Origin of the sequence: Profundibacterium mesophilum KAUST100406-0324, from assembly GCF_009835145.1 — a bacterium.
GTDB lineage: Bacteria > Pseudomonadota > Alphaproteobacteria > Rhodobacterales > Rhodobacteraceae > Profundibacterium > Profundibacterium mesophilum.
Window position 1 is genome coordinate 149,414 of record NZ_APKE01000035.1, and the last position, 11,743, is coordinate 161,156.

12 protein-coding genes and 1 tRNA gene are annotated in these 11,743 nt (G+C 66.3%); 3 read left to right on the forward strand and 10 right to left on the reverse strand.

The window, feature by feature from the left end; translation table 11 throughout:
• Positions 1 to 8: 8 nt before the first annotated feature.
• From PMES_RS14550 to PMES_RS14590, 9 genes are all read right to left on the reverse strand, one after another.
• A complete protein-coding gene (locus PMES_RS14550; protein ID WP_159966450.1) occupies positions 9 to 494 on the reverse strand; it encodes a hypothetical protein in 486 nt (161 codons plus the stop codon).
• Positions 491 to 1,699 carry an NADH-quinone oxidoreductase subunit D gene (locus PMES_RS14555; RefSeq protein ID WP_159966451.1) on the reverse strand — a complete coding sequence of 403 codons (1,209 nt, stop codon included), beginning with the start codon at positions 1,697 to 1,699 and terminating at the stop codon, positions 491 to 493. The genes PMES_RS14550 and PMES_RS14555 overlap by 4 nt, the downstream gene beginning before the upstream one ends.
• Positions 1,700 to 1,703: 4 nt before the next feature.
• Entirely contained in the window at positions 1,704 to 2,621 is a 918-nt protein-coding gene (locus PMES_RS14560) for a sulfotransferase (protein WP_159966452.1), read from the reverse strand.
• Positions 2,622 to 2,658: 37 nt separating this feature from the next.
• Positions 2,659 to 3,276, reverse strand: a complete 618-nt coding sequence (locus PMES_RS14565; RefSeq protein ID WP_159966453.1) for an NADH-quinone oxidoreductase subunit C — start codon at positions 3,274 to 3,276, stop codon at positions 2,659 to 2,661.
• 18 nt (positions 3,277 to 3,294) lie between these two features.
• Positions 3,295 to 3,828, reverse strand: coding sequence for a NuoB/complex I 20 kDa subunit family protein (locus PMES_RS14570; RefSeq protein WP_159966454.1), 534 nt, complete (start codon positions 3,826 to 3,828; stop codon positions 3,295 to 3,297).
• Positions 3,819 to 4,184, reverse strand: coding sequence for an NADH-quinone oxidoreductase subunit A (locus PMES_RS14575; RefSeq protein WP_159966455.1), 366 nt, complete (start codon positions 4,182 to 4,184; stop codon positions 3,819 to 3,821). Before PMES_RS14575 ends, PMES_RS14570 begins: the two co-directional genes overlap by 10 nt.
• Before the next feature lie 157 nt (positions 4,185 to 4,341).
• Positions 4,342 to 5,013 (reverse strand): glutathione S-transferase family protein, encoded by a 672-nt coding sequence (locus PMES_RS14580; protein WP_159966456.1) that lies wholly within the window; start codon positions 5,011 to 5,013, stop codon positions 4,342 to 4,344.
• A 120-nt stretch (positions 5,014 to 5,133) separates the two neighbouring features.
• Positions 5,134 to 5,859, reverse strand: a complete 726-nt coding sequence (locus PMES_RS14585) for a flavodoxin family protein (RefSeq protein ID WP_159966457.1) — start codon at positions 5,857 to 5,859, stop codon at positions 5,134 to 5,136.
• A gap of 62 nt (positions 5,860 to 5,921) precedes the next feature.
• Positions 5,922 to 6,602: an HAD-IA family hydrolase gene (locus tag PMES_RS14590; RefSeq protein WP_159966458.1), complete on the reverse strand. Its 681-nt coding sequence runs from the start codon at positions 6,600 to 6,602 to the stop codon at positions 5,922 to 5,924.
• 120 nt (positions 6,603 to 6,722) lie between these two features.
• On the opposite strand from PMES_RS14590, the gene glmU reads away from it, so the two are divergent.
• Together glmU and glmS are read left to right on the forward strand one after the other, a co-directional pair.
• Positions 6,723 to 8,081, forward strand: coding sequence for a bifunctional UDP-N-acetylglucosamine diphosphorylase/glucosamine-1-phosphate N-acetyltransferase GlmU (gene glmU / locus PMES_RS14595; protein WP_159966459.1), 1,359 nt, complete (start codon positions 6,723 to 6,725; stop codon positions 8,079 to 8,081).
• On the forward strand, positions 8,081 to 9,898 hold the full coding sequence (gene glmS / locus PMES_RS14600) for a glutamine--fructose-6-phosphate transaminase (isomerizing) (RefSeq protein WP_159966460.1): 1,818 nt from the start codon (positions 8,081 to 8,083) through the stop codon (positions 9,896 to 9,898). Before glmU ends, glmS begins: the two co-directional genes overlap by 1 nt.
• A 9-nt stretch (positions 9,899 to 9,907) precedes the next feature.
• Here the strand turns inward: glmS and PMES_RS14605 are convergent, their stop codons facing one another.
• Complete coding sequence (locus PMES_RS14605; RefSeq protein ID WP_159966461.1) at positions 9,908 to 10,912, reverse strand: aminoglycoside phosphotransferase family protein; 1,005 nt, start codon at positions 10,910 to 10,912, stop codon at positions 9,908 to 9,910.
• 176 nt (positions 10,913 to 11,088) lie between these two features.
• Here PMES_RS14605 and PMES_RS14610 point away from each other — a divergent pair.
• Positions 11,089 to 11,178 (forward strand) — tRNA-Ser (locus PMES_RS14610).
• The last annotated feature ends 565 nt before the right edge of the window (positions 11,179 to 11,743 follow it).

Genomic DNA, 11,743 nt, shown 5'->3' on the forward strand with positions numbered 1-11,743 from the left:
GTCCTCGATCAGGTCTTGGGATCGCACAGCGCGTCGTCGAGCGTCGCGGCCGAGCGTGAAATGGTGATGGTGCCGGATGCGACCATCGGCTCGACGATGGCGCGCATCTGCGCCTCCGAAAGTCCGGTGCGCTCGGTCAGCTGGCCAAGTTCGGAGCGCATGAGGCGGCACTCGGCGCCCGAAAACGCTTCGATCATCGCATCGCGCGGGCTTGGGGCCGGCGACTCGGGCGGACAGATGCTGGCGGGAACCGACAGGATGCCGCGTGCATCCTCGCTGGCCGTCCCGTCCACGAGCCAGCCCGAAAGCGTCTCCTGCACGAAACCGGGCGTGAAGCCCTCGGGCCCGAACATCTCGACAACCTCGGGCTGCGCGACAGAGCAGGCATTCTGCGCAAGGACGGTCAGAAGCGCGTCGCGGCTTTCCTCGGCGGCCACCGGCGCGGCCAGAAGGGCGCCGCTCGCCGCGAGCATCGTGAACAAGGTTGGTTTCATCGGTCGATCTCTCCGAAAACTACATCCATCGTGCCGATGATGGCACTGACATCTGCAAGCTGATGGCCCTTCGCCACATGGTCCATCGCCTGGAGATGCAAATAGCCCGGCGCACGCAGCTTTGCCCGGTAAGGCTTGTTGCTTCCATCGGCAACCAGGTAAACCCCGAATTCGCCCTTCGGCGCCTCGACCGCGGCATAAACCTCGCCGGCGGGCACGTGGAAGCCCTCGGTATAGAGCTTGAAGTGATGGATGAGCGCCTCCATCGATGTCTTCATGTCGCCGCGCGCGGGCGGCGCGAGCTTGCCGCGCGCCAGCACGGGGCCGGGCTCGCGCCGCAGCTTCTCGCAGGCCTGCCGGATGATCTTCACCGACTCGCGCATCTCCGCCATCCGCACCAGGTAGCGGTCATAGCAGTCGCCGTTGACGCCCGTGGGGATCTGGAACTCGAACTCGTCATAGCATTCGTAGGGCTGCGCGCGCCGCAGGTCCCAGGCGAGACCCGAGCCGCGCACCATCACGCCGGAAAAGCCCCATTCCTGGATCTCCTCCTCGGAGATGATCCCGATATCGGCGTTGCGCTGTTTGAAGATGCGGTTCTCGCTCAGGAGCCCGTCGATATCATCGAGCACCGCCGGGAAATCCACCGCCCAGGCGTCGATATCCTCGATCAGCTTCGGCGGCAGGTCCTGGTGCACCCCGCCGGGGCGGAAATAGGCCGCGTGCAGCCGCGCGCCGCAGGCCCGCTCGTAGAAGACCATAAGTTTCTCGCGCTCCTCGAAGCCCCAGAGCGGAGGCGTCAGAGCGCCCACATCCATCGCCTGCGTGGTCACGTTCAGCAGGTGCGACAGGATGCGGCCGATCTCGGAATAGAGCACGCGGATGAGGGAGGCGCGGCGCGGCACCTCGGTGCCCGTCAGCCGCTCGATCGCAAGGCACCAGGCATGCTCCTGGTTCATCGGGGCGACGTAGTCGAGCCGGTCGAGATAAGGCAGGTTCTGCAGATAGGTGCGCGATTCCATCAGCTTTTCGGTTCCGCGATGCAAAAGCCCGATATGCGGATCGCACCGCTCCACGATCTCGCCGTCAAGCTCGAGAACGAGCCTGAGAACCCCGTGCGCCGCCGGATGCTGCGGCCCGAAGTTCAGGTTGAAGTTGCGGATCTTCTGCTCGCCCGTCAGGGCGTCGTCGAATTGTCCGTCCATTGTCTCAGACCTTCATCGCGTTGCTCCGCCCGGCGGGCGGATGAATATTGGCCAGCCATGCCTGCGGCAGCCGTCCCATATGGGCGGCGACCGCGTCGTATTGATCCGCCAGATGCGCGCGCATCTGGGCGAGCGCCTCCGCGCCGGGATCGAGTGTCGGTCCCTCGTGGATGCGCCGCGAGAAATCGGCGGGCCGCGCGCGGATCCCCAGAAAGCCGCAGATCCGGGAAAGCGCGTCCCCGCCGAACATATCCTCGTAGAAGACGCAGAGCAAACGGTCGGGCTCGAGCGCGGCGGTCAGCCGGCGCAGGGCGGCGCCGTATTGCGACCGGATCTCGATCTGCTCCTCCCCGCCGCGCAGAACGCGGGCGAGGATGTTGCGCGCCCTCTGGGGCACTTCGGATGGCGCCGCTGCGCGCCGCGCCGCCATCATGCGCACATGCGACCAGAGCCGCGCCACCGGATCACGCAGCAGGTAGACGAAGCGTGTTTGGGGCGCGAGCGCCGCCATCTGCCGCAGGCGGGCCTCCGGCAGCAGCGCGTATGCCGGGGTGATGTCGGCAAGCAGCCCGCGATCGCCGCGGCCCCGGGCGAGATAGTCGAGATAACGGCCATCGCCCGCGCCGCCCTGCCCCGCCTGCGCGAAGAGCGCCGAAAGCTCCCGCGCATCCGCGATATGGCGCTCGAGCGTCGCGCGGCGCTGCGGCCGGCTTGCCTGCGACAGCTCCCGCTCGAGCATCTCCCACCGGATCGCGTGACGCTCGGCCTCGCGCGCGGTGCGCCCCGCCTCGAGCGTGTCGAAGTAATGCAGCTCCTTCACCGATCGCAGATGGCAATCGGGATGATCGCTCAGGTAGCGGTGCAGCCAACTGGTGCCCGCCTTCGTCGCGCCGACGCAATATGCCACCCGCAGATCATCCATCAGGGCGCCGCGCGCCGCGCTGCGGAATGGGCCGCGCTCACCGCTTGTCCCCGGTCGCCTCGGCCTTGTCGTCGCCCGGCAGGATGTAATCGGCCCCTTCCCAGGGCGACATGAAGTCGAACTGCCTGTATTCCTGCACGAGGTTCACCGGCTCGTAGACCACGCGCTTCTGCTCGTCGTCGTAGCGGACCTCGGTATAGCCGGTCGTTGGGAAATCCTTGCGCAGCGGATAGCCCCTGAAGCCGTAATCGGTGAGGATCCGGCGCAGGTCGGGATGGCCCGAGAAGAGGATGCCGAACATGTCGAACACCTCGCGCTCGAACCAGTTGGCTGAGGGATGCACATCGGTGATCGAGGCGACCATGTCCTCCTCGCGCACCGCGCAGCGCAGGCGGATGCGTTGGTTGGTGTACATCGACAGGAAGTGATAGATGACGTCGAAGCGTTCCTCGCGCGCGGGATAGTCGATCGCCGTGATGTCGACGAGGGACGAGAACTTGCAAGTCCGGTCGGTCTTGAGAAATTCCACCATCGACTTGACCGACGAACGGGCAATGGTCACGGTCAGCTCGCCATGCGCCACCGCGTAGTTGAGCACGCAATCAGGCTTGTGTCCCTCGATATGGGCACCAAGCTCGTTCAGGGCATCGGTCATGCTTGTCCTCGTCTCGCCTCAGCGCGTGATGGTTCCGGTGCGGCGGATCTTCCGCTGCAGTTGCAAGATGCCATAGAGCAGCGCCTCCGCCGATGGCGGGCAGCCCGGCACGTAGATGTCGACCGGCACGATCCTGTCGCAGCCGCGCACCACCGAATAGCTGTAATGGTAATAGCCGCCGCCATTGGCGCAGCTTCCCATGGAGATCACGTAACGCGGTTCGGGCATCTGGTCGTAGACCTTGCGCAGCGCGGGCGCCATCTTGTTGGTCAGGGTGCCGGCGACGATCATCACGTCGGACTGGCGCGGGCTGGCGCGCGGCGCGATGCCGAACCGCTCGGCATCATAACGGGGCATCGAGGTATGCATCATCTCGACCGCGCAGCAGGCAAGCCCGAAGGTCATCCAGTGCAAGCTGCCGGTGCGCGCCCAGTTGATGATGTCGTCGGCCGAGGTGAGCAGGAACCCCTTGTCGGCCAGATCGGCGTTGAGTGCCTGGACCGTGACCTCGCGGTCGGCCCCTGCGGTGTTGGCTGAGGTGCTCACTCCCATTCGAGGGCTCCTTTTTTCCACTCATAGGCGAAGCCGACCGTCAGCACGCCCAGGAACACCATCATCGACCAGAACGGCACGGCGCCCAGATCCTTGAACGCGACGGCCCAGGGAAAGAGGAAGGCGATCTCGAGATCGAAGATGATGAAGAGGATCGACACGAGGTAGAAGCGCACGTCGAACTTCATCCGTGCATCGTCGAACGCGTTGAAGCCGCATTCATAGGCGCTGACCTTCTCGGGATCGGGGCTGCGGACGGCCAGGACCGCGGCGGCCAGGATCAGGACCAGGCCGAGCGTCAACGCCAGGCCCAGGAAGATCAGGATCGGCAGGTACTCTCTGAGAAGGTCGTCCACGAGAACTCCTTTCGCGGCAAACCGGCCACGGCCGGCTTCAATTGCATACGGGTGTAGACCCGCCCCCCCGAAGGGTCAACACGAGCGGCCGGGCAAAGCGCGCGGCGCGTCATCCTGGCGCACAGGCCCCCGCGTCCGGGCGCGGGGGCGGCCGGCCTCACGCCTCGATCGGGGCGTAGAACGAACGGCCGTAGAGAAGCTCGGCGCCCTCGCTCGGCGGCAGGGATGCCAGGAACCCCTCGCGCTCGGTGATCTGCGCATACCAGCGCGCCAGTTCGGGGAAACCCTCGAAATCGGCGAAATGCCGCGCCATGTAGACCGCCTGCCCCACCGATATGTCCGCCGCCGAGAAGCCGCTGGTCAGCAGGTATTCGCGGTTCTCCACCGGGGTCGACAGGCGTCCCTCGATCGCGGCGTAGCATTTGCGAAGGCGCATCGGCTCCAGCTGGGTGAGGAGCGGCGAGCGGGTCTGCGGGTCGCGCAGGATGATGTGCTGCTGCGTCAGCGTGGCGGCATGCTGCGAGATGGTCTCGGCGAAATGCACCCAGATCAGCCAGTCGGGCCGGTCGATATCCCCCGGCGGACGTCCCAGCCCGCGTTCGGGAAAGCGCTCGCACAGCACCTCCGTGATGGCGCCGGTCTCCCAGATGACATCCCCGTTGAGCTCGAGCGCGGGGACCCGGCCGGCGGGATTGAGGCTGAGATATTGCGGCTCGCGCAGGTTGCGATCGAAGGAATGGACCCTGAGCGAGAACTCCACCCCGAGCTCGTTGAGGAGCCACAGGCTGCGCATCGACCGGGTCTGGTGGCAATGGTGCAGGACGATCATGTCGGCTCCTTTCGACAAGATGGGCCGCGGCGGCGCGCCGCGCACGGTTCGGCTTCTTTCTAGACCGGGGCGGCGGGGATCGCCAGCCGCCCTCCGTCCGCCCGCGGGGCGCACGGCACATCAGTCGGACGCGGAATGGTCGAGCTTCACACCGTCTTTCAAGGCGTTGCGGTCGTTGCCCTGATTCGGAATGCCGGCCTTCAGCATGCGCGCCATGTGCATCAGGTTCCAGCTCATGATCGTCGTGTTGCGGGCGACGAAGTCATTGTCGAAACCGGCGCGGGTGCCGTCATCGAGCTCGTCCCCGTAGGACGGGCCCGGCCCGGCCTCGCCGATCCAGCCGGCATCCGCCTGGGGCGGGATCGTGTAGCCCAGATGGCTCATCGCGAAGATCAGCGTCTGCGCAACATGCTTGATGCCGTCCTCGTTGCCGGTGATCAGCGCGCCCGCGACCTTGCCGTAGAAGACCGACTGGCCATGCGCGTTGAGTTCGCCGGACATCGCGTAGAGCCGCTCGATCAGGACGCGGCAGACCGAGCTTTCCTCGCCCAGCCAGATCGGCGTCGCGACGACGAGGATGTCGGCGGCCTCGATCTGCTGCCATAGCTGCGGCCAGTCATCGCGCTCCCAGCCATAGTCGGTCATGTCGGGATAGACGCCGGGCGGCACATCGTGGCTCAGCATGTGCAGCTTTTGCACGTCCACGCCCTCGCGCGCCATGATGTTCGCCGACGCATTGACGAGAAGGCGCGTGTGGCTGTCCTCCGACTTCTTCTTCAGCGTCGTATTCACGAAAACCGCCCTGAGACCCGAAAACTGTCCCCGCTCGCCGTCACTGCCTTGCATGTTCGCCTCCCTGACCGGGCCCCCAGCGGACCCCGGAGATAACGCGGCGCGGCGCACAGAGTTCACCCGATGAGCTTTGCCACCGTCACCGGCAGGTCGCGGTAGTCGCCGAGGAGAGCCTCGGGACCCAGGGCCGATACCCTGTCCCCTTCGGGGCCGAACGTGACGAGGATGCACGGAACGCCCGCCGCCCGCGCCGTCTGCCGGTCCGTATCGGTGTCACCGACGAGCACGGCGCCCTCCGCGCCATCGCCGCCGCCGGCGCGCCGCACGGCCTCGTGGAAGGGTGCCGGATCGGGCTTGCGCTGCGCCAGCGTGTCGGCGCCGACGAGCGCGCCGAACCAATCGCGGCATCCCATCCGCGCGAGCAGCGTCTCGGCCAGGGCCTCCGGCTTGTTGGTGCAGATCCCGACGCCGTATCCCGCCTCGCGCAGCTCGGAGATCGCCGCGGCCGCACCATCGTAGAGGACGGTATGGGTGTCGATATTCTCGCCGTAACTGTCCAGAAGGAGCGGATACTGTGCCTCGATGCCCTCATCGAGATGCGCGCCCTCCCGGCCGAGCCGCTCGAACCCCAGGCGCAGCATCGCCCGCCCACCGCGAAAGGCCGTACCCTTGTCGCGGGCGGGATCGAGCTGATCGCCCTGCCCGAGCCCGCGAAAACACGCATTCGCCGCCGCGATCAGGTCAGCGCCGGTATCGGCCAATGTGCCATCAAGGTCGAAGATCACCGTTTTTGCCATGCCGCCCCTCGCTGACGCGCCGCCGCCATGCTAGGCGGCACGATATATGCTGAAACCGGACACGCTTGCGATCCGGTGCCGCCGGGGTAGAACGAGCCCGCACATTTTGAAAGGCCTGTCATGACGGCACATCTCGTCGTCCTCGCCGCCGGCCGCGGTACGAGGATGGAGTCGGACCTGCCCAAGGTTCTGCATGAAATCGGCCACGCGCCCCTCTTCGCGCATGCGCTCGCCGCGGGACGCAGCCTCTCTCCCGAGCGCAGCGTGCTGGTCGCGGGACACGGCGCCGAGCTGGTGCGCGCGGCGGCGGCCGAGATCGACCCGGAGATCGAGATCGCCGTGCAGCACGAGCAACTGGGGACGGCCCATGCCGTGGCACAGGCGCGCCCCTTCCTCGCGGACGCGGAGGGCGATGTCTTCATCCTCTATGGCGACACGCCCTTCATAAGCTCCGGTACGCTGGACGAGATGGCGCAGAAACGCGCCGAGGGCGCGTCGATCGTCGTGCTGGGTTTCGAGGCCGAAACCCCCGGCCGCTACGGCCGGCTCGTGGCGCGCGGCGACAGCCTGGAGCGGATCGTCGAATACAAGGATGCCACACCCGAAGAGCGCGACATAACCCTTTGCAACAGCGGTGTCATCGCCGCCGATGCCGCGCTTCTCTTCGAGCTGGTCGAGGCGGTCGGCAACGACAATGCCAGCGGCGAGTATTACCTCACCGACATCGTCGCGATCGCCCGCGCACGCGGGCTTGACGCGGCGGTGGTGCGCTGCGCCGAGCGCGAGACGCTCGGCATCAATACGCGCGGCGAGCTGGTGCGCGCGGAGGCCCTATTCCAAGAGGAGGCCAGGGCCCGGGCCGCGCAGGACGGCGCGATCCTGCTGGCGCCGCACACCGTTCACCTGGCCTTCGACACGGTTATCGGCCGCGATGCGGTGGTGGAGCAGATGGTGGTCTTCGGCCCCGGCGTAAGCGTCGAGTCGGGCGCGCGCATCCGCGCCTTCAGCCATCTGGAAGGCGCGCATGTCGGCGCCCGCGCGGTGGTCGGACCCTATGCGCGCCTGCGCCCGGGCACGGAGCTTGGCAATGACGCGAAGATCGGCAATTTCGTCGAGATCAAGGAGGCCGCGATCGGCGAAGGCGCGAAGGTCAATCACCTGAGCTATGTCGGCGATGCGGAGATCGGCAACGCGGCCAATCTGGGAGCCGGCACCGTGACCTGCAATTATGACGGTGTCCTGAAACATCGCACCAGCATCGGCGCCCGGGCCTTCATCGGGTCGAGCACGATGCTGGTGGCGCCGGTCGCGATCGGCGCGGATGCCATGACGGCGAGCGGCTCGGTCATCACCACCGACGTTCCCGATGGCGCCCTCGCGATCGGCCGGGCGCGGCAGGTGACCAAGCCGGGGCTGGCCCGGCGCCTCGTCGACAAGCTCAAGGCGGCAAAGGCCGCGCGCAACAAGGATGATGCCTGATGTGTGGAATCGTCGGCGTTCTGGGAACGCATGAAGTCTCACCGATCATTCTCGAATCGCTCAAGCGCCTCGAGTATCGCGGCTATGACAGCGCCGGGATCGCCACGATCGAGGAAGGCCGGCTCGATCGGCGCCGCGCCGTCGGCAAGCTGGTGAACCTGTCGGACAAGCTGGTGCATGAACCCCTGGCGGGAAAATCCGGCATCGGTCATACGCGCTGGGCCACCCATGGCGGTCCGAGCGAGGCGAACGCGCATCCGCACCGCTCCGGCGGTGTCGCGGTCGTCCATAACGGGATCATCGAGAACTACGCCGAGCTTCGCCGGGAGCTTGCGGCCCGGGGCCAGGGTTTCGAAAGCGACACGGATACCGAAACGGTCGCGCATCTCGTCCAGACGCAGATCGCCGAAGGCCAGAGCCCGGAAGAGGCCGTGCGCCACACGCTCGAACGGCTCGAGGGCGCCTTCGCCCTCGCCTTCCTCTTCGAGGGCGAGCAGGACCTGATGATCGCGGCACGCAAGGGCTCGCCCCTGGCAATCGGGCGCGGCGAGGGCGAGATGTATGTCGGCTCCGACGCGATCGCGCTCGCGCCGATGACCAATCGCATCACCTACCTCGAAGAGGGCGACTGCGCCGTCCTGACCCGGACGAGCATGCGCATCATCGATGCCGAGGGCCGCGAGACCCGCCGCGAAGAGCGTGTCATCCAGATCGACAGCGCCCTCGCCGATAAGGCCGGACACCGTCACTGGATGGCCAAGGAGATCGCCGAGCAGCCCGTCGTCATCGCCGATGCACTCGCTCATTACCTCGGCGAAGAAGCCGCTTCGGCCGGACCGCTCACTGATTTCGATTTCACCCGGTTCGACCGGATCGTGATGGTCGCCTGCGGGACCGCCTTCTATGCCTGTCTCACCGCGAAATACTGGTTCGAGCAGATTGCCCGCATTCCGGTGGAAGTGGATATCGCATCGGAGTTCCGCTACCGCGAGCCACCCATCGCGCCGCGCACCCTCGCGATCTTCGTCAGCCAGTCAGGAGAGACGGCCGATACGCTCGCGGCCCTGCGCTACTGCCAGGGCAAAGCCCATATCCTGTCGGTGGTCAATGTTCCCGAAAGCTCGATCGCGCGCGAGAGCGATCTCGCCCTGCCCATTCACGCCGGGATCGAGATCGGCGTCGCCTCGACGAAGGCCTTCACCTGCCAGTTGTCCGTCCTGTCGATCCTCGCGCTGAAGGCGGCAGGGGATCGCGGAATGCAGGGCGCGGATCAGCTCGCCGTGCATCATGCCGACCTGCGCCGCCTGCCCGGCCTGATGGCGCAGGCGCTCAATGCCGAGGAAGCCATCGAAAACATCGCAAGGCAACTCTCCGAAGCGCGGGACATCCTCTTCCTCGGGCGCGGCGCGATGTACCCCCTTGCGATGGAGGGCGCGCTGAAACTGAAGGAAATCAGCTATATCCACGCCGAAGGTTATGCATCGGGCGAGCTGAAACATGGGCCCATCGCCCTGATCGACGACAAGGTCCCGGTGATCGTCATGGCCCCGCGCGACAACCTTTTCGACAAGTCGATCTCGAACATGCAGGAGGTGATGGCACGCGGCGGGCGCGTCGTGCTGATCTCGGACGCGCAGGGCACCGCGGCTGATCTGGATGGTGTCTGGCAGGTCATCACCCTGCCGGACGTGCCGCAGATCTTCGCCCCGATCCTCTATGCCGTTCCGGCGCAGCTCCTCGCCTACCACACGGCGATCGCGAAGGGCACGGATGTCGATCAGCCGCGCAATCTCGCGAAATCGGTGACCGTGGAATAGGCCGCGAGCTCAGCCCTGCGCGGGCCATTCGGTCCAGGCGCCGAGGGACCGGGACAAAAGTGCCTGCAGCTCCTCTTGCCGTGACGCGGCAAGGGCCTGCTGCACCTGTCGCAGAACGCGCGGCATGAAGGCAAGGTAATGCGGCTTGCCGTCGCGTTCGGCAAGGCGGACGAAAACACCGGCGATCCGCAGATGCCGCTGCAATCCGTAAAGGTGGTAGTGGCGCATGAATGTCGGCGCATCGAGCGCGGGCCGCGCGGCGAGATACCGCGCGAGCATCCGCTCCTCGAGACCGGAGGCCAGATCACGCCTCGCATCTTGCAGGAGCGAGACCAGATCATAGGCGCCGCCGCCGATGACCGCGTCCTGGAAGTCCAGCAGGCCGCAGGCCGCCACCCCGTGCCGCTCCTCGAGCAGCATGAGGTTGTCGACATGGAAGTCACGCAAGATCAGCGTCCCGTGCAATCCGCCAACGGGCGCCAGAACACCGCGAGCGATATCCAGGAAGTCCCGCCTGAACGCCTCGTGCGCTACCGCTGGCCGAAGACGCGGCACGAACCAGTCGGTGAAGAGCGTCAACTCCTCCATCATTCGCGGCAGATCGAATGTCGGCACGCTGATCGCCGTCGCCTCGGGCCGCTCGTGCAGATGCGCGAGCGCATCGACGGCAAGGCCGTAGAGCATGGCCTCGTCCCGCCCCTGCGCCAGGAGCCGGGTATAGGTTCCGTCGCCGAAATCCTCGATCAGCGCGAGCCCCGCGGTCACATCGCACGCCCGCAGGGCCGGCGCGCTCAGGCCGAGCTGCCGCAGATGGGCGGCGATCTCGATGAAGCGTGCCAATGTCGGGGCACCATCATCGTCCTGAAGCAGCAGAAGGCCCTCCTCCTCCAGCCGGAAATAGCGGCGCGCCGATGCATCCGAGGCAAGCGGCGTCACACGAATCGCACCCGGTGCATGATCCGCGAGAAAGGCTCTGCGTGCCGCATCGGTCTCGTCGGCAGAACGAAGGCTCATGGTCGATCTCCTTGCGCTTCTCGCGAGAGCGCCTAGCGCAGAACTCCGCCCGCGTCACCTGTCATACGGCCCGGCGACGGGGATTTTGCGAGCTGACGGCATCGGTTCGACCACCTGAAATCCCTCTGTTTTTCGCTTGCGATGCGCGACGAAGCCGACTAAACCGCCCCCCATGCGGAGAGGTGGCCGAGTGGTCGAAGGCGCACGCCTGGAAAGTGTGTAGGCGGGAAACCGTCTCCAGGGTTCGAATCCCTGTCTCTCCGCCACTCTTGGCATGATGCGATGTGCATTCACTCAAAGAAACAAGGCATTTCCGCGCTATGCGCCCGCAATTGCCGGTAAATTTGCTCCACTTTTTGCTCCACATTCCTCTGCGCCCGCGCAGGTAGATCGTCGGTAGCGAGGTCGTCTCGCCCATATCCCCACGGGCCACGAAGCGCGCACCCTGCCCAAACTACTGGCCCGGCCAGATCAGCAGAGCGCCGTGGACGACCAGCAGCGCGACAATCGCAATGCGCACGAGGTTTCGACGCAGCCAGACTCGGGCGCGGGTGCAGTATTTCATCGGTTTCTCCTGTGAGATTGGTGGCGCGCCGGCGTCCTCGTAGCAGCAAGGAGTGGTGATCATCACCGGCGCGCCGGACGCCGGGGGATCCAATCCCGGCGCCGGGGCCTCTCGGCCCCTCAAGGGACGGCGCCCAAACGGGCGCCGTCGGGTCACTCCTGAACGAGCATCCGAAAGCTCACCTTGATCGCTTCGGCGAAGTCGATTGCCCTCCGGACAGCCTGGCACAGCTCCACGAGCGGCGGCAGGGCCTCTTGGAGCGCCTC

Coding starts and splice junctions, on each gene's coding strand:
- PMES_RS14550 (WP_159966450.1), bottom strand. CDS start 494: ATGAAACCAACCTTGTTCACGATGCTCGCGGCGAGCGGCGCCCTTCTG.
- PMES_RS14555 (WP_159966451.1), bottom strand. CDS start 1,699: ATGGACGGACAATTCGACGACGCCCTGACGGGCGAGCAGAAGATCCGC.
- PMES_RS14560 (WP_159966452.1), bottom strand. CDS start 2,621: ATGGATGATCTGCGGGTGGCATATTGCGTCGGCGCGACGAAGGCGGGC.
- PMES_RS14565 (WP_159966453.1), bottom strand. CDS start 3,276: ATGACCGATGCCCTGAACGAGCTTGGTGCCCATATCGAGGGACACAAG.
- PMES_RS14570 (WP_159966454.1), bottom strand. CDS start 3,828: ATGGGAGTGAGCACCTCAGCCAACACCGCAGGGGCCGACCGCGAGGTC.
- PMES_RS14580 (WP_159966456.1), bottom strand. CDS start 5,013: ATGATCGTCCTGCACCATTGCCACCAGACCCGGTCGATGCGCAGCCTG.
- PMES_RS14585 (WP_159966457.1), bottom strand. CDS start 5,859: ATGCAAGGCAGTGACGGCGAGCGGGGACAGTTTTCGGGTCTCAGGGCG.
- PMES_RS14590 (WP_159966458.1), bottom strand. CDS start 6,602: ATGGCAAAAACGGTGATCTTCGACCTTGATGGCACATTGGCCGATACC.
- glmU (WP_159966459.1), top strand. CDS start 6,723: ATGACGGCACATCTCGTCGTCCTCGCCGCCGGCCGCGGTACGAGGATG.
- glmS (WP_159966460.1), top strand. CDS start 8,081: ATGTGTGGAATCGTCGGCGTTCTGGGAACGCATGAAGTCTCACCGATC.
- PMES_RS14605 (WP_159966461.1), bottom strand. CDS start 10,912: ATGAGCCTTCGTTCTGCCGACGAGACCGATGCGGCACGCAGAGCCTTT.